Source organism: Blastopirellula marina DSM 3645 (genome assembly GCF_000153105.1).
Lineage (GTDB): Bacteria > Planctomycetota > Planctomycetia > Pirellulales > Pirellulaceae > Blastopirellula > Blastopirellula marina.
Genome location: NZ_CH672376.1, coordinates 4,014,235 through 4,032,461, shown reverse-complemented (window position 1 = coordinate 4,032,461; position 18,227 = coordinate 4,014,235). Strand labels below are relative to the sequence as shown.

The window sequence follows — 18,227 nt, the reverse complement described above, 5'->3', positions numbered from 1 at the left end:
TCGATATTTTGATTTCGACATTCGACATTTGCCCGCCGGTCGGACCGGACCGCTAAATTTTTTTACATCCAACTACCCAGTCTGCCTGAGGGTTAAATTGGGCAATCTGCCGCTGCCGCAGACACGGACGGTTCTACGGTTTCCCTAGTTGGACCGGACCGCGCTACTTTTTTTGACGTCTCCATGAGCTCACAGTTCGCCTTCGCAAAATCCCGCGCAGCAGCGAACCCAGCCCATCTTTATAGGAAGGGGCGTGTTGAGCGTGAAGTTGTAAGTAAAGTTTAATAAAAGATTGCGGAGATGGCAAGAAGAATCGTTGGAGGCCCGACCGCGCCGCTTGGTCGTCGATCTCGAGATCTTGAACTTTCGAGCGAACGATGCGGGCCACTGCGGAGGCGAAAACCGTCGGGCGGGTCATCAGGGAAATTGACGAGACCCTCGAGTCTGCGCTCATGTCTGGAGCTGAGCCAGGATCTGCATCCGTTCCACTTTTTCAACGCCTTCATCCAAAGGGGGTCCCTGAATTAGCTTCCAGTGCCCCCACGATTTGGCTAATATGGGGCGGAAGCTATCCCCCTCAGAACATAAGGTCTCCCCATGATGCCTTCGCACAGCAACCTTTCGCTTCTCTGCGCTCTCGCCGTCGCGCTCGTCGGATGCGGACCGCCCAGTGGTTATCGCGCGGCGGAGACGGCTTATCAGAATGGCGAATACCAAAAGGCGATCGAGCTGTTTACCGAAGTGGCGAAGTCGTCGGACAATCCGGCGATTTACGGCAATCGCGCCAACTGCTACTCAAGCCTGGGTGACATCGATGCAGCGCTCAAGGATTACGCGACCGCCATCGAAAAAGCGACCGAAGCAACCGGGGACCCAAATGACCCAAACCTTGCCTATTTCTACTACAATCGCGGCTACGCTTGCGAACTAGCAGGCAAATATAAGCAGGCGGTTGATGACTACGAAAAGACAATCGCGCTGAATACCGCCTATCCCGATGCGAAGAACAACCTGGCCTGGGTTCTGGCGACCTGCCCGGAGAAGAAGTTCCGCAATCCAAAACGTGCGATCGAAGTCGCCATCCTGGAATGCGAAATGAGTGAATGGAAAAACGGATTCGCGATCGACACGCTTGCCGCGGCCTACGCTGCAGCAGACGACTTCCCGAAAGCGATCGAGCGACAAGAGCAGGCCATCGCCCTCGTTGAAGACGAGGCCGCTAAAAAGGAGTTGGCGGAACGACTCCGGTTGTACCAGAACAAAAAGCCGTTCGTGGATTCTCCGCCCGAAAAGAAGGGATAATAAAGGCCTGACGCGGAGCCGCCGACAGCGCGTTTTGCATGTGGAATTTCAACCGCGGCGGCCCGGTTACGCCAGTCGTTACCCCATTCAGGACATTAAACGGAGTACCCATGGGTTTTAGTGTTGCACAGATCGCAGTTCGTGGAATTGACGCGGATGTACTTTACGAGCGATACGGAGTTCGACGCACTGGCGAACGCAATGAAATCGCCGAGCCTCCGGTATGCGGCGCTTCGGTATCAACCGGGTGGTAACTGCTTTACTTGAATAACTACCCGCGACCGCACAGCGAAATTTTGGCGGAACTTTCGTCTTTCGCCGAACTGCTAGTTTGCGATATCAACGAAACCTGCATGTTGAGTTTTGCGACTGCTTGGGATAACGGCGTAGAGAACTGGAGTGTCTTTCACGATACTCGGCAGTCGCTAACGCATTTGGTCACGTCTGGTGATCTGCCGAGCGAGTAAGAGGCAATTCGCGACGCCAAGCTGCAGGAGCAGGTTGACGATGGCGATGATGTGGATCACGTTTTCGATGTGCCTGTCGAACTGTTCGCTGCCTTTACGGGAATTCGCTATGACATGGACCTGCCAGGCTCAACGGGAGACGACTACGAAACGCTCCAACCGATTAGATAGATCGTAGAGTGCGTCTGGCGCACGAGTTTAGAGGTTGCGTTATTTCCCTGGTTGGCCGCGATAGCTCCGCTATCGGGGCCGACGAAGTCGGTAAGAGGCATCGAGCCGCGGTCGGACGAACTTCGGTGTTCGCTATACCGTTGGAAATGGCGAAAAGCCCCTGAACTGCTTACGGAGAACCAATGCCTCTTACGGCTGCGCCGCCCCGATAGCGGAGCTATCGCGGCCAACCGGAATCCGTTCGGCCAAATAGCGCAACCTCAAAACTGGCGCTGCGGACTATGAAGAGAAATAGACGCTTGCAACTTCCAAAAGCGCCACTTCAAAGCGCACGAGTCCTGCTAACCAACCTTGAATTCGTCGCACCTGGCGGTGCGAGTGCGTTGCTACGCTGGGATATTGGTCGCGCTGTGGGCAGGTTCGCGGTGCGTCGCGACGCACCCTACCTAGCTAAGGTCAGCCAGCAGTTCCATCCACTTCTTGAACTGCTGGCGTTGTCCCAGCCCAGGACTTCCGCCCCGTTAGACGCTTCTGGCTCAGCAAACTACTTCGCTTGACTCATCTGCTGCAGCGCCGCAGTGATCCGGGTTTTGATCGCTTCGTCTGGTTATGACAGGTCAGTTCAATCACTCCCGGATGCGAGTTACAATCAAGACGGTGTTTAAACTCTATCGAGCATTCGTCTTATCCGATTCGGCCAAGTCGAGATCGTCAACTACTTCATAAGAGAAGTTGATGATTCGGAAGTTGACGTCCCGTGCGGGGGTCTGCATTGGTTTCGCGGTTGAGTTGAACTGAATGCTGGTCACACCTGGCGGGACAGGAATCGTTTTCGAGAAATGCGTTGCGACAGCGCCAATCGGTGATGTCACTTCCCAATCGTCGCTTTTGATTCGACATTCGGCGGACTGGGGGAGACCGGTCGCTAGGGCAAATTGCAATTTCACAAGCCGATCGACGCTGCCCATGTTGTTCAGTTTCAGAATTGCGTGGTTTTTCCTGCACCAACGCCATGTCTCGTTCTCGTTCTGCTCTTCAGCATCGAATCCATTCCAACCGACAACTGTAGGATAAATATCCCGCTTGAGAGCGGCGACCTGCTCGGGTGTATGAGTCGAATGAAACTGATACGCATACTCTTTCAACGAAAAATAAGTTAAACGTTGATCCTCGCTGACGACCGGCTCAGCCTTAAGCAGCCGGGCAAAATCCGACTCGATCTCGGCCCCATGATCCGCGTACAGTTTGCGATCGATATAGATGCCATTGAATTCAAACAGGGTCAGAACTGGAAGGGCTTCTTCTGGTTCCAGCGAAGCGATCCAGTCCTGTAGGTCAGCTCCCTGCCGACCAACGACGGCGCCGAAACTCCATGTCAGCGTATCCGAGTGCAGGTAGCCGCGGAAATGAGTGTAAGGATCGATCGCTATCGCAGGGCCTGCGTAGGAAAGGAAATTCTGCAGCGGGTATTGGAAGACTTTGCCCGTAGGACCTGCATCCTGCTCGATTTGCCGAACAAAACTGCGATCACTATCAAATTCCGCGATTTCATTCACACCGGCCTTTCGGAAATAGCGGCTTTGCTCAAACGAGCCCAGCAACGTCAATAATAGGAGGCCGATGACGAAGCCGGTTCTCCAATGAAGATGGTCCCAGCACCTAGCTTGCAAGTAGCTTAGCCAGAGCCCCACCGGGACTAAACTGAAGAACATAATGAAGATGCTGATTCGATTGTAGCCTCGCAAAACACCGGTGGCCAGGATACTACTGAGGGCGCTGAACCCCCCAACGGTTGCCAGCAAGAGCGTGGCAATCGTCAAGAGACTCATCCAATCTATCGTCCGGGTTGATTCTGTTTTGCCATGGTTTTGCCGCCATAGTAGCCACCCAATCAAAAACAAAAAGCCTCCCGAGGCGATCATGCCCAGTGCCGGCGATCCGTCTTCGCTGGCAGTAATGGTTCCTGCGTTATATTTATTCCGCAACTTTTTCAACACGCGGATTGGATGTTCTTCCGCGGGGAGTACTAATGAGGCAATCTTGAGTGCGTAACGTTCCGAGTCAGTCCAAGACCGGGTCGAAACCATCGCAGGAGAAGGGTTTTTCCCATATTGGATTCGATAAACTAGATTCGGACTGACATTCGCAGCGAAGAAAAATACAATTGCCGCGATCAAAAACCCGGATCGAATGACAGGGGTCCAGGATTTTGTCTGCAATGCCGCGTACGGACCGACGATGAGCAACAGAAACGCGGTGAAGACTGGATAGTATGGAAAGTCGAATCCCAATGCGGCGCAGATAACCACTGCGGCCAAGGTTGGGAGCGAGAACAGAGTCCATTTCCAGCGGCCATCGTGTACGGATCCAATTAGGCTTGCTCGATTCTGCAACACCCAAGCCACCACGATCATCGCCAGTGGTACCGTCAGGTAACATCCTAGCCATAGATGAGCCATTCCTCGCCAGAAATGGTACGGGGCGAAGGCAAAAACGATACTAAGTGCCGAACTTGGTAGCGGAGCCAATCGTAATGTTCGGAATGCGAACAGAGTAAATAGCGTGATCAGCGGAAAGCTAAGCAAGAAATAGAAATTCAGAAGGGTAAATGCATCACTACAAAAGAGCGACATGCACTTCAGCACGGCAATGTGCAGGTTCGGGCTGGACGGATAGTCGTAGAACTCCATTTGCGCTGGAGCACCTAGCTTGTCATTCTCATACCACCAGCCCTGCTCGAGCATCGTTTTAACAGGTACGGTAACTAAAAATGAGTCATGGGCATACTCGAATGGGATCGTGTGATTCCAGGTAAAGGCGCCCACGGACAACGCACCACCCAGTAAAGCCAATAACGGTGCGACTACAAACGCAATCGTCCAGGCATGGCGGCTAGAGAACGGAAGGGTTGGCAGCGATGACTTCGATGTATCCGATTCAGAGTTGTCTGTACTCATTACTGATTCCTTTAATTCGAAAACGCAAGAGCCGTGTGAGGTACGCGTTTAAAACTCGGCACGGATAGATGGATATTGTAGGTTTGACCGTAATCGACAGTCGCTCTACTATCCGACCTTCCGTGTTGAGTGAATGGGCCTTAGACTTTTCATCAGCATTTTATGAGGGGCCCAGAATTGCGGTGCGTTAATTACGCGGGAAGTCTAGCAACAAAGCTGGAATGAGAAAACGTCAACCTCCAACCAAACCGTGGAGATCCGGCCGTTTAGTCTGGCGGTGGCTCCCCAAAAAAAGTGGCGCCTCAAATCCCGCAAACTGAGGTTGCCCAAAACCCTGCATTTCAAGTAGATTCCGGGCCCTCCAATAGATTTCAGTCACGCTAATCTTGCCACAGGTCTCGGGAACCTCGAATGACGGACAGGCCAATCGTTTCGATTTTCGATCCTCGTGCCTGCGTGCAATGAAGAGTTGAACTTGGAACGCGCGCACGCGGAGATCACCGCTGTGATTGAGTCACTGGTCGACTACGACCACGAATTCATTTTTACGGAGAACCATTTGGAAGGGCCGGCAGTTCTGATGCGTACAAGCAGAACATAGCCCAATAATTCAGCAAGCAGTCCAATCTAGCTTGAACTGCTTGCGGCACTCCCCAGGGCTTCCGCCCCGTTAGACGCTTCTGGCTTAACAAGCTACTTCGCCTGACTCATCTGCTGCAGCGCCGCCGATATCCGGGTTTTGATCGCGTCGTCTGGCTCTGACAGTAGCGGAATAATCGGGCCCGTTTTTGCGATTCCGGCTAGCTCTGTCGCGCGGTGGAGGATGCTGATGGGGCCGAGCGAATCTCGTAGGCGTTCTAGCGGCAGGAATTGTTCGCGGATCGATTCCGCTTCGTCCCACTTCTTGGCTTGAATCGCTTGGAGGAGCGCGACCGAGAGTTGGGGGAAGACGCAGCCGCAGCCGGTGGTGAAGCCGCCGAGGCCGAAGTCTTGCATGTGGACGATCGCCGGCTGATCGCCGAGGCCGCTGAGGATCAGGCTAGTGTCTACTTTGTCGGTGAGCTCGCGTAGGTAGTCGTCTTGGGTGTAGTCTTCACGGACGACGGCGTATTTGATGGCCGAGATGAGCCCGTCGTTGACCAGCGCGGCGGCGTCTGCGACGCTCACGGTGCGATCATATTTGAGATACAGGACGATCGGCTTGCCGAGTCGTTCGGCGATCTTCCGCACGGCGGATGCGATGCCGGCCGACGAGACGACATCCCGCTGCGGCAAAATCATGGCCGTCGGAAAGTCGAAGTCTTGCAGGATCTCGGCCTGATCGAGCATCGTTCCGTAGGCGGGGCCGATCGCCGGGATGACCAGCGTATCCGCGGCGGCGCACTGGCTGATTAGCTCGAGCGCCGTGCGATATTCGGCAAGCGTCAGGTGATAGAAAATCGCATTGCCGCCGTACAGCAGCGTCGAGATCCCCCCTTGTTCGATATGGCGGATGATCTTCGTGTTTTCTTCGCGATCCAGGGCGCCTGCGGCGGATCGCGCCATTGAGGGGACCGCCCAGACGGAACGGGAAATTGTTGCAGCGGTGATGGGTTGGGTATCCATGGCCAATCAAGTTCCTTGAGGGTAGCTGTCTCAGAAAATATCGGGATCCGGCGTGTCAGCGCCGTGATGGAGAAAATCAAAATCGCAGCCGGCGTCGGCTTGGGTGACGTGTTTCAGAAACATCGCGCCATAGCCGCGTTTGTAGCGGGCCTCGCGCGGCGACCACGCTTTGCGGCGCTCGGCCAATACTTCTTCATCGACCAGCAGGTTCAGACTGCGCTGCTCGACATTCAGCTGAATCAGGTCACCGTTGTGGACCAGCCCCAGCGGCCCGCCGACGGCCGCTTCGGGAGCGACATGCAGAACGCAGGTTCCATAACTGGTGCCGCTCATCCGCGCGTCGGAGATGCGGACCAGATCGCGGACCCCTTGTTTAAGCAGGTGATCGGGAATCGGCAGCATTCCCCATTCGGGAAAACCGGGGCCTCCCTGAGGGCCGGCGTTTCGCAAGATCAACACCGAGTCGGCCGTGATATTGGAGGCCGGGTCGTTGAGCTGCGCTTTTAGTTGGGCGTAGTCGTCAAACACGACCGCGGGGCCGGTGTGATCCAGCAGTCGCGGAGAGGCCGCCGTCGGTTTAATGACGCAGCCCGACGGGGCCAGGTTGCCGCGCAGGACAAACGTGCCGCCGGTTGCGGAAATGGGATTGTCGAGCGAGCGAATAATGTCGGCGTCAATCACTTCGGCGGCGGCGACGTTTTCGGCCAGGGTAAAGCCGTTGACGGTGCGGCACGTGCCGTCGATGTGCGAACCAAGTTCTTTCAGCAAGGCCGGCAGACCGCCGCTGTCAAAAAAGTCTTCCATCAAAAATTTGCCGGCAGGGCGAATGTTGGCCAGGACCGGCGTCGTACGCGAGAGCTCGTCAAAACGCTCCAGCGTCAATTCGATGCCGGCGCGGCGGGCCATCGCGATGATGTGCACAATTGCGTTGGTCGAGCCGCCGATCGCCATGCTGGTGACGATCGAGTTGTCAAACGACGCCGGCGTTAAAAAGGAGGAAGGCCGCAGATCGGTGAGGGCCATTTCGACGGCGCGTCTGCCGGTGGCGACGGCCAGACGCGAGTGTTCGGCGATCACGGCCGGTACGGATGATGCGCCCGGCAGCGTGAAGCCCATCGATTCGGCGATCGCCGACATGGTCGAAGCGGTCCCCATGGTCATGCAGGTGCCTGCCGAGCGGGCGATGCAGTTCTCGATCTGTCCCCACGATTCATCGCACAGGTTGCCGGCGCGGCGTTCGTCCCAATACTTCCAAGCGTCGCTGCCGCTCCCCAGCGTCTGGTCTTTCCAGCGTGCTTTTAGCATGGGGCCAGCCGGCAGAAAAATCGCCGGGCGATCAGCGGAGATCGCGCCCATGATCATCGCGGGGACTGTTTTGTCACAGCCGCCCATCAGGACCGCGGCGTCGATCGGGTGACAACGGAGGACTTCTTCGGTCTCCATCGCCAGCAGATTGCGATAGAGCATGGTCGTCGGCTTCATCATCATCTCGCCGAGCGACATCACCGGAATTTCGACCGGAAAACCGCCCATCTGCCAGATCCCGCGTTTGACTTCTTTGACGCGTTCGGGGAAATGCGAATGGCAAGTATTAAGATCGCTCCACGTATTAAGAATCGCGACAACCGGCTTGCCGCGAAAGTCTTCGTCGTCGTAGCCCATCCCTTTCAGACGTGAGCGATGCCCAAAGCCGCGCAGGCTGTCGGGGGCAAACCAGCGGCTGCTATTTAGTTCTCGATTTTCAGAGGGTTCTGGAGGCATCGCAGGAACATTTCAACGGAAAGAAAGTAAACAAATCACGCAGGGAATCACACTCGGAGCAATGCCTATCTTAGTCTTATTGGGGCGTCGAGAAACAGACGTGGAACGCGGCTCTTCGTCGCCCGCCAGCGCAAGTTTTGAAGTTTCGCTATTTCGACCCGATTGGACACGAGTGTTCTGTCAAACCGCTATTCTCGGCTGCTACGAAATCAGCCGCACGGCGTTGGCCCCGGTTTCTGTCACCAATTGTCTTTCGCAAATGAGTTCCCGGCAGAAACCGGTGCTAACGCACTACGGCTAATAAGAAAATGGCGCCCGAATATTGTCACGTGACAAAACATTAGCCCGCTGCGCCCGCGTGGGAATGGGGGCGCTACTTCCATCTGTGTTGGTATCGCCAAGCGGATTCCCTCGCTTGCGCAGCGGGCGAATGTTACGGCGTTCGACTTGGTTGCGACCCTGTCTACCGTTCTTCATCCGTGGCTTGGCGTTTCTCTATTCTTAAAATTAGCGTTAAACAAAGGGGAAACAGACTGCACAGACGAGCGTCGCCAAGAACGAGACGACGCCCATGATGGTTAGCAGGACCGAAAAAGTTTTTAACGTCTCCTGTTCGGTGAAACCGCTCATCCGGCTGATCACCCAAAAACCGCTGTCATTCATCCAAGGGAGCGGCTTCGATCCGCAGCCGATCGCCAGGGCCAAGTAGACCGGGTGAAAGGGGAGGCCGATCTGCGTCGCGACCGGGACGACAATTCCGATCGCGGCGATCATGGCGACCGTCGCGGATCCTTGAATCACGCGAATGATGACGGTGACGAGAAACGCCGTGATGAGCAGGCCGGTTCCGCCCACTGACGCAGGCAAGGAATGGGCGATGGTTGCGCCGACGTTGGTCTGGCGAATCATCTCGCCAAACGCGCCGCCGGCACAAGTGATCAAGACGACGACGCCCCCTTCGCTGAGCGCCTTTTGCACCGATTTGCTGAGCCCGGCCCAGGTCATCTGAGGTTTGCCGAGCAAGGTCAACAGCGCGAGTACGGCGCCGAGTGAGATCGCGATATTTTTGTCGCCGAAAAATGAGATCGTCGAATTCCAGAACGGCATCCAGGGAGCGTCGAAACCGGATAGCCATGTTTGGCTGACGGTCTTCATTCCCAACAGGAAGATGGGGACGACCACCGGCAGAATGGAAAAGCCGAAGCTGGGGAGTTGCGACTCGCGCTGTTGGTCCAGATTCGCCGATTCGTGCGGCGCGGCTTCCGGCGGATCGAGTCGCAGCGGGATTTGCCAGCGGCGATTGGCCCATAGCATGTAAAAATAGCCGGCGATCACGCCCCAGATGCCGACGCCGATTCCGCCGATCGCCATCGCGCCGATGCTGACGTTCAGTTCGGTCGCGACAAATAACGGCCCTGGGGTGGGCGGCACCAGCGAGTGAGCCAACGATCCGCCTACGATGATCGACATGACATACTTCAAGTAGTCGCGACCGGTTTTGCGGGCCATCGCTTGCGCGAGCGGCAGCATGAGAAAAAAGACGGTGTCGAAGAAGACCGGGATCGCGAGTACGAAGCTGCTAACGACAAACGCCAGCGCGGTCCACTTTTCGCCCATCGCCTGGCGAATACCTTGGACAATCCGCTCGGCCGCGCCGCTGGCCAACAGGCACTGACCGATGATCGACGCCATTGCGATCAGCAGGCCGATTTTGCCAAACGTTTCTCCCAACGCGTTGGCGACGCGATTGATGGGGCTGGTCTTGGCTAACCGTACGGCGTATTGGTACTCGTCGTGGGGAATAAGTCGCGCGCCGGTTAAGCTTGCAGCGGCGGGAAGCTCCTCGGCGAAAAAGGCGGTGGTCGAATCGTCGGTGATCTCGAAACGCTCGATCCAAACCAAGGGAGGAGTGGACTTCGCGATCGCTGCGACGTCGCCGACTAGATAGTAGGCGCCTGGCTGGGCGCCGAGGTCTTTGCCGACCTCCGACAGATTAAGCTGCTGCCCCGAGATCGAGTCAACCTGCGCCGTGCAGTGGAGCAACACGCTTTCTGACACGCTGTGAGCCGAGGTCGCTGCGGCGACGACTAGGGTTGCGAAAAAGAGGGCCAGGAACGCATGCAACCGTAAGAACAGCACGCCGAAAACGACGATGAGCATTCCCAAGACAATCGCAAACATGTTTAGCAACGCCCAGTCATTTGGAAACTAGCGGGAAGCGGGGAAGAGCGAATCTGGGAGGGAGTACCGGCAGGCGATCTGCATGGGGCGACTGGGCTGCACAGATAGCGCTAAGCTGGTTTGGCGCCACAATTTTGACAAATAGTCAGTTTTTATGGCTTCCGGAAGGTGACTAGAGCGTAGCAGAAGAGAAGAGGCCAGGCAAACCGGGGTCTGGCGGCTACGGCAGCGCAGTGCGAAGACCGCTCGACGCTGCTTCTGGTGAGGATCGGCGTTCGTTACTTCGCATCGGACTGGATGTCGAAATCGAATTGGTTCGGCCCAGCGGGAGTGACGATCGCCGTCAGTTCCGATTTTTCAAAGTCTCGATATTTGGCGGGCGTCAACGGCACCTTTTTTAAAGGCCGTCGATAGGTTCCGCCTTCGGGATCGCCTGTTTCTGGTCCGATCTCAATCCAATCGTTCTTTTCTACACTGACCTGAAATTCACCCTCGGTGACGCCGTCAAAGTCTTCGAAGGTGGTCATCTGATATCTACCGGCAGAGTCGGTGAGCGCTGTGCCAGAGTAATTTCCGGTAGTGGTGCTGAAAATAACCGTCGCACCCGGCAAGGGTTGACCGTCCATGCGGACAACGCCTTGGGTTTTGAAGACCGGCGGACGCATCGCGGTCCATTTGTCTTGACCGCTAGAGCATCCCACCGCGGCAATCATCGACATCACGCAGAGAATCAAGCCGATAATGGTTCGGTGGATCATGAGACTATCCTTAGAGAGTGTTTTTCTGTCGCAACGAAAACTAGAACGGGCATGCGAGTGCGCGGATTAGAATTCACTGACCACTTCGCCTTGGGCACGAGTTCCCAATGCACCCCAAACGCCAGACTTGCTCGGGCCCGTACGAGAGGGGTGAGCCAAATTACCGGCGTCGATGTTTTCGCTGACGAATCGAACGGAAGCATCGCCCATCAGGAGATTCACGCCTGAGATGTGCATGGACTTGGGAGGCATTACTCCTTGATTGCCAGCGTGGTCGACGCAAACGGCCGAGTTGGGGGGGAGGGTAGTGTTGAAGCTGGTGATGCCTGCGATGCCATCGCTCCAGCGTCCGCCGGGAGCTCGGTCGCGATTGGCTGCGTTCGCAGTTGCATAGCCTGTGAACTGGTTGTTGATCCACTTCGCCTTGCAATTTGCCGGGCTTTGCGTATCGGCACGCGAGACGGCGCCATAGCCGTTCCTGGTGAGTCCGCCGCCATCATCTTCCCAGGGAAGGGCCTCGGACATCATCGCGGTATTGGACAACCCGTCGAGGACATCGCGAAATGCAATGATAGCCCCGCTGCCGAAAAGACCCCGAACACTCTCTACTTGATGGATGTTGAACGAGACATCTCCGATGTTCACAACGTAGTTCGTGTATGGAAGTCCCGCGATCGGGTAATCTACCTCAGGCGCAGTCGGGCATCTCAGAGTGGCGATATAAACTCCATTGCCGCCGGCCGAACTCCACGCGTTCTGAGGATTCGCGGCAATCGTATCGTAAGCCGCAGTTTGCTCGAAGTAGGGGAGCAAGCGAACAAAGGTGCTATACCGTCCGGCCGCGCCACCATTGGCCGACTCCGACGGTCCCATCGCGTTCGGCGGCAAGACGCTGTTGGTATCGTGATAGTTGTGGACTGCGAGCCCCAATTGTTTCAGATGGTTTTTGCATTGCAACAAGCGAGCCGCTTCGCGGGCCTGTTGTACCGCAGGCAACAGCAGTGCGATCAAAACGCCGATGATTGCGATGACGACAAGTAGTTCTACCAGCGTAAAACCGCAACGGGAATTTGCATAACGGATGTTCATTGAATGAAGCTCTCTATAAATAGTCGATGAAAAGAGGGAGCGACTGCGAGCGTGGTTTTGAGGAGAATGAATGAGAAGTGCTTTCCTTTCTCCTGAAAGCTGAGGATCTATGAGTTTGAAAAATTAGTACGGGGCTGGTATGGATCAACTCTGTAGTTCGGGAATGACGCCTGTGCTGTCGCCGTGACGCTCGGCGGGCACGCCGATTCCTTGCAGCATCGTCAGCCACGCGTTGCAAAGCGGCGTATCTTTGGCGACCACAATGTTCTCGCCAAGTTTGACTCCGGCGCCGCGCCCCGTGACGATGGTCGGGCAGTTGGTCAAATCGTGACCGGTGCGGATGTTGCTGCCATAGGCCAGAGCGATGTGATCAAACAGACTGCTGCCGTCCGTTTCTTGCGTCGCTTTCAGCTTGTCGATCAGACCGGCCAGTAACGCGCTTTGCGTTTGATCGCGGAGCTGCGAACAAACGAGCTTTTCACCCCGCGTCGAATGGTAATGGCTCATGTCGTGCGGCGCCGTGCTATTGCCGAGGCTCTTCAACAACGTCGCAACCGGCTGGCGATAGGTAATCACGCGCGTACTGTCGGTTTGGAACGCGGCGACGATCAGGTCGTACATCACTTTGATTTCGTCGCGTCCCGACAACGTCGAGTTAGGCTCGCCTAGCGGCGCATCAGGTCGCGGCCGATCGAGCCATTTCTCGTCTTTGCTCAATCGAGTCTCGATGTTGCGGATGCTGTCGAAGTATTCGTCCAACTTTTCGTTGTCGTTTTGCCCGAGGCCCCGCTTCAGGCTGCGCGCATTCTCGAGGACGGTATCCAGCACGCTGCGCTTCTGGGCGATCAGTTGTTGGCGCTGCTCAAGCGGGACCGAATCTTTCGAGAACATCCGGTGGTAGGCGGCTAGCGGACCGTTTTCTCCGCCGATCGGTTTGCCGCTCGCATCCCAGGCCAACGAGAGGCCAGGCCCGTGCCCTGATTGATCGTTAATCTCGCTATGGTTGAGCGGCAGCGAAGCGAATCGCGTGTACCGGCCAAACTCGTCGGCGGCGACTTGATCCGCCGAGATCGTATTGCAATAGCTTTGTCCCGCTTGTGCGTAAGGGTTGGCTCCGGTCAGCCACCAAGTGCTGCCGGCGTGACCCTCGACCGAAAACTTGTTGCGCAGCCCCTGCACAATCGAAAAGTCGGCTTTGTGACGTTCCAAAGGACGCAATCCGGCGGGCAACACGTAGTCGGCGCCGGGCGTGTTCTTGCCGGGGTACCACGACTCTTCCGTCACGCCCCAGCCAAAGCCCAAGAAGACCAAACGCTTGGGAGGCGCAGCCGCTGCGGCCGCTCTTGCATAGCGGCGAAAGCCGAACGATTCTAGCAACGGCAGCGCGATCACGGCGGTCGCGGAACGCAGAACTTGACGACGACTAACGTTATTGGTTGGAAACATGTTTCCCTCTTTTATTTCGTATGAAATTCGGTGCTGTGAACTACGGCGCGGACAAAGCTACGGATCGCGTAATCTTTCCGCTTGCCCTGCTTCATCACATCCTCGATAAGTGTCGCGTCCGTAAAGCCGATGGGTCTGCCCAACGCGTATTGAATCAACGCTTCGGTAAACCCACGAGCGAACGCGTCGTTTTGCGCGGCGATGACGCTGCGTAGTTGGAGGTAGTTCTCGAACGTGGGACCTTTGTGCAACTTACCGGCCGGGTTGATCGTCCAGGTCACTTTGCCATCGGCGACCGGTTTTCCGTTGTCGTCGAGAGCCTGGTAGCTGTCCTCGGTTCTCCAGATGCCGACGGCGTCGAAGTTTTCGAGACCAAAGCCAATTGGATCGATCTTGCGATGGCAGCTGGCGCACTGAGGTTCTTCCTGATGCGCGGTCAGTCGCTGCTCGGTTGTCAGCGGTTTTCCGGACAATCGCGCCAATTGCGGCACATTGGCCGGCGCCGGAGGAGGAGGATCGTGCAGCAGCTTTCGCAACACCCAGACTCCCCGTTCAATCGGATTCGAGGTATCGCCGTTGCTTCCCATCAAGTGCACGGCCGCCATGCCGAGCAAACCGCCCCGCGGCGAATCGGCAGGCACCGTGACCGGGCGATAGAAATCGCCGTGCACGCCATCGATCCCGTAGTAGTTCGCGAGCACCCCATTGATGACGATCTGATCGCTTTCGAGCAACTCGTTTAACGAGCCGTCATTCTTAAGCAGGCGCCCGACCGTTTCATAGATCTCGCGGCAAGCATCCATACGGGTGCTGTTGTCAAACCGCGGATGATGATTTTTATTGACTTGAAAAAAGTCGAGTCGTTCCAATCCGAGCCACTGATAGGTAAACGCATCCACAAAATCGTCAGCACGCGGGTCGTTAAGTAGCCGGGTCACTTGCTGGTCCAAGACTTGGCGGTCTTGCAGCTCGCCGGCGTCGGCCAGGTCTTGCAGCGGACGATCCGGAGGAGATCCCCATAGGAAATAGGAGAGTCGATTGGCCAGTTCGCGATCGGTCAGTTGGCGCGGCTGGTTCGGATCGCTCGGTTCCGAATGATAGAGAAACATGGGAGACGCCAGGACGATCGCCAGCGTGTCTTTGAGCGAGTCGCTCGGCTTCTGGCCGAGCTGCCGATACGAATGGTAGATCTCCACAAGTTGGTCGAGATACGCTGGCGTGGGCTCATCCCCGCGGAAGGCTTCGACGGCGAACTGTTGAAAAGCGGCGCGGAGATCCGCGTCTTTCGGCTCAGGCGACTTGTCGTCTAGCGGAAGTTGGTTGAGCGCGGCGACGCCGGGCGGTTGCTCGACGTTGGGGACGCGTTCGATTTCCATCCAGTCGACCCACAAAGCGAACTTTCGTCCGATGCCGTTATTCTCATCGCGTCCCTCTCTAGCGACGCGGGTCGCCTGCTCCCAGTCGTCTCGCGTCCCTTTTTCACGCAGGTAGAGCGAGCGATTGGCGCGTTCCGCATTGGCGCGCGTGAACTTCAGCGGGATCTCGATCACCTGGGGCTCGTCCATCGTGCCGGTGACTTCATGCACGCTGATCGCTTGTTGCAGACGCGGGTTGATCCCAAACTCAATAAACCGCCGGTCGGGCGTCGCGTGTTCTGTCGCCGCGATGCGGAAACGAACGACATAGTCGCCGACGGGCCAACCCCAGGGAACCAGCATATTGATCGTCGCGTTATCGAGCACTGAGGGATGCTCACTGGAAGCGGCTAGGTAGGCGCCGGTCGCGATCGCCGGTTGCTCCATATAATAGCGGTGATAAGGAAGGTGGAAGGGACGCGACGCCGCCAAGGCTTTGTCGGCGTTGTCTTCCTCTGTTTGAAATCCGAACGTTTCCGGAGCAGGAGCGCCTTTGAGCTTCTTCCAGTTGCGGTAGAGGATGTCTCGGTGCTTGCCGAGCGGTCCTGCACGGATTTCTTCGATCGCCGCGGCGTTTGCTGGGTCGGCAACGGCTTTGTCCACCTCTTTGATCCAATTCTCGGCGCGCGCTTTGGCGTCGACTTGGTACTCAATAAATTTGGCGACCTTGGGAGTGATCTCCTCGGTCTCAAAACGAGTCTTCTTTTCGACGCCGGCGGCCGCTTGCCGATCAAACGCTTCGTTGAGTGACTCGCGTCCTAAAGCGATATATTGTTCGAACTGAGTGCTCGACATGTACAAGTTGGAACCAACCGTATCAAACGCTCCTGTTCCCGTGTCCCCCGGCAGTTCGCTGACGTTGGCTTGCACGCCGAGCAGTTCTCGCAGCGTGTTGCGATATTCGCGGCGATTCAGGCGCCGCATGGTGATCTCCCCCTTCTGATCGGCCAGCAGGCGGCGCGCGTCGACCATCTTGTTGGCCAGGTGCTCCAGAAAGTTCGCCTTCTCCGCTTTGTCGATCGCAGGCTCTTCTTCCGGAGGCATCTCTCCCGAGTTCAGTGCGTTGAGCACTTTCTGCCAGCGCGTCGCCGATAACTTGTCGTCGATCGTCAGCGACAAGTTATCGACCCGGAAACCGGCTTCGGCGTCTGTCCCGGAATGACAGTCGGTGCAATGCTTTTCGAGGATCGTGAACTGATTCTGCTCGATCGCGACGATGGGAAGCTCGGTCGCGGAGACCGATCCGGACCCGAAAAAGAGCGCGGCGAATAAGTAGGTTGTGAGAAGCGGTTTCATCATAATTGTCTTGGAATCAAGTCTGGGCAGGAGGGATCGCAGCAGGAACTAGTGGGCGTAATTCGATAGCGATATTTGGATGTCATCCACATAATGGCTAGGGAACGTAATTCGACGGATGTCGTCTTCCGCGTATCCATAGGAAACGCCGAGATGAATCAAGATGAAATCGGTTTGGGCAGGTAATCGCAGTTCGCACTGCGCTAGCTCCCATGTTTGGGGATTGTTGTCGAGCCGAACGTTCTGTCGGGCCGTCGCTAACGCATATTCATCGATCATGAGGGGATCAAATTGTTGCGGGTTCGCAATCAGATCCGTTGTCAGGGCCAGAATTCGGACGCTATAGCGATATTCCTCGGCTGCGGGTTGCGTCGACATATCGAACAACGCCGAAGCATGCGCGATCGTCCCTTGCTTCGCGAGTTGTTCTCGCAACGAGCGGACATCGATCAAGCGATAAAGGTCGCCGCAATAGCTTCCTTCAGGCGTGGGCTTGCCGTCGTAATCTGCCCGCAGAATTTGCAGCATCTTCTCGCCATCGGCGGGGACGACTCCTTGTTGCGTCCCCACAACTTCGCTGAAATCTCCGCTCCAGAGATCGGCGATCGTGGGCATCCCTGCGACCGCAGGCGACGCACCAGACTCGAAGCTCTCCGTCGTCAAGCTAGTCGGCGTCGACATCTCAGGCATACCGCGAACCGGCCAGGCAAAAGCCGAGATCAGAGCACCCAGTAAAACGCCCCCGGCGAGGGTCAGCCCCGATTGTCGGAGAAGCATGAACGAAAATTTGCGACTCCACAAATTGCCGGCCGATGGGGGCGCAGGAAGACGACGCGCTGGCGTCACTACATCGTTCTCCAGTTTCAATCCCAGCGCGGCGACGGCCTGCGGAGCCAGCCCGTGGACCTCGGCGAGTTCCCAGAATCTTAATCGTACCGATTCGGATTGCAGGAGGATCGATTCAAACTCGACCAGCTCTTGTTCGGTAAGCGAATCATCCAGATACGACTGGATCAGCCGATCGACGTAGGGGTCATTCATTGCGAACTCTCGGTCTGAAGTTGTCGGTCCATGCAATCACGTAAGGCGAGCCGCGCCTTGGAGAGAGCGACGTTGATGGAGTTCACGGTCCGCGAAAGCATCTCGGCAATTTGCGAAGGAGAATGCTCTCTTTGGTAACGAAGTAAAATGATTTCACGCGACTTGGGAGCGAGATTCTGAATGCATTCGGTCAGCTTGTGCAGACGCTCCTCGTTGGCCCATTGATCGGGGCAAGAAGCGACCAGCGAGTCGAGGTAATCGACCGTTTTAACGCCTGCGGCGCGGCGAGCTTCCAGCACTTTGAAGCGGAGGATGGTTCGGCTCCACGCCAGAAAATTACTCTCCAGGTCAAACTCATGCGCCTTAGCGGTAATCGTCAGGAAGGTTTCCTGCATCAGGTCGTCTGCCTGGACAAAGTTGGGGCTTAATACGAGCGCAAACGCTTTCAACTGCGATTGGTACTGCACAAACAGTTGCTGTACCCGCAGCGTGTGATTCGTCAATTCGTTCATGAGTTACTTCTCTATGACACGGGCAATCGCAGACTTACCAATGTTTTTATTTATTCCAGCAAAAATTGTCTAAATCAAGGGAAGGGGGCGGTGTTTTCCCTTGTAGCGCGTTGTGGTGATCGAACTGAGCATCGGCAGATTTTCGCTGGTTCCCAATGTCGATGATCACCACTCTATACCGAGCCCTTTTAACGTCTGGCGAAGAGACTACGGCTCCACGAGTTCG

At 56.3% G+C, this 18,227-nt stretch carries 11 protein-coding genes; 1 reads left to right on the top strand and 10 read right to left on the bottom strand.

Annotation, left to right across the window (positions count from 1 at the left end; all coding sequences use genetic code 11):
* The first annotated feature begins 597 nt into the window (after nt 1–597).
* A complete protein-coding gene (locus DSM3645_RS18045) occupies nt 598–1,302 on the top strand; it encodes a tetratricopeptide repeat protein (RefSeq protein ID WP_002653713.1) in 705 nt (234 codons plus the stop codon).
* Nucleotides 1,303–2,608: 1,306 nt separating this feature from the next.
* Here the strand turns inward: DSM3645_RS18045 and DSM3645_RS18035 are convergent.
* The 10 genes from DSM3645_RS18035 to DSM3645_RS17985 all read right to left on the bottom strand — a co-directional run bounded on the left by DSM3645_RS18035 (nt 2,609) and on the right by DSM3645_RS17985 (nt 18,001).
* Nucleotides 2,609–4,897, bottom strand: a complete 2,289-nt coding sequence (locus tag DSM3645_RS18035) for a hypothetical protein (protein WP_131282688.1) — start codon at nt 4,895–4,897, stop codon at nt 2,609–2,611.
* 693 nt (nt 4,898–5,590) lie between these two features.
* Complete coding sequence (locus DSM3645_RS18030; RefSeq protein ID WP_040351949.1) at nt 5,591–6,502, bottom strand: dihydrodipicolinate synthase family protein; 912 nt, start codon at nt 6,500–6,502, stop codon at nt 5,591–5,593.
* Nucleotides 6,503–6,532: 30 nt separating this feature from the next.
* On the bottom strand, nt 6,533–8,263 hold the full coding sequence (gene araD, locus DSM3645_RS18025; RefSeq protein ID WP_002653707.1) for an L-arabinonate dehydratase: 1,731 nt from the start codon (nt 8,261–8,263) through the stop codon (nt 6,533–6,535).
* A 513-nt stretch (nt 8,264–8,776) separates the two neighbouring features.
* Nucleotides 8,777–10,444 carry a GntP family permease gene (locus DSM3645_RS18015; protein WP_002653706.1) on the bottom strand — a complete coding sequence of 556 codons (1,668 nt, stop codon included), beginning with the start codon at nt 10,442–10,444 and terminating at the stop codon, nt 8,777–8,779.
* A 278-nt stretch (nt 10,445–10,722) separates the two neighbouring features.
* Nucleotides 10,723–11,202: a carboxypeptidase-like regulatory domain-containing protein gene (locus DSM3645_RS18010; protein WP_002653705.1), complete on the bottom strand. Its 480-nt coding sequence runs from the start codon at nt 11,200–11,202 to the stop codon at nt 10,723–10,725.
* A gap of 66 nt (nt 11,203–11,268) precedes the next feature.
* Nucleotides 11,269–12,291, bottom strand: a complete 1,023-nt coding sequence (locus DSM3645_RS18005; protein WP_002653704.1) for a DUF1559 domain-containing protein — start codon at nt 12,289–12,291, stop codon at nt 11,269–11,271.
* Between the two features lie 144 nt (nt 12,292–12,435).
* Nucleotides 12,436–13,737, bottom strand: coding sequence for a DUF1552 domain-containing protein (locus DSM3645_RS18000; protein ID WP_002653703.1), 1,302 nt, complete (start codon nt 13,735–13,737; stop codon nt 12,436–12,438).
* Between the two features lie 11 nt (nt 13,738–13,748).
* Nucleotides 13,749–16,448 (bottom strand): DUF1592 domain-containing protein, encoded by a 2,700-nt coding sequence (locus tag DSM3645_RS17995; protein WP_237564850.1) that lies wholly within the window; start codon nt 16,446–16,448, stop codon nt 13,749–13,751.
* A 48-nt stretch (nt 16,449–16,496) separates the two neighbouring features.
* A complete protein-coding gene (locus DSM3645_RS17990; protein WP_002653701.1) occupies nt 16,497–17,489 on the bottom strand; it encodes a hypothetical protein in 993 nt (330 codons plus the stop codon).
* Nucleotides 17,486–18,001, bottom strand: coding sequence for a sigma-70 family RNA polymerase sigma factor (locus DSM3645_RS17985; RefSeq protein ID WP_002653700.1), 516 nt, complete (start codon nt 17,999–18,001; stop codon nt 17,486–17,488). The genes DSM3645_RS17990 and DSM3645_RS17985 overlap by 4 nt, the downstream gene beginning before the upstream one ends.
* Nucleotides 18,002–18,227 lie beyond the last annotated feature (226 nt).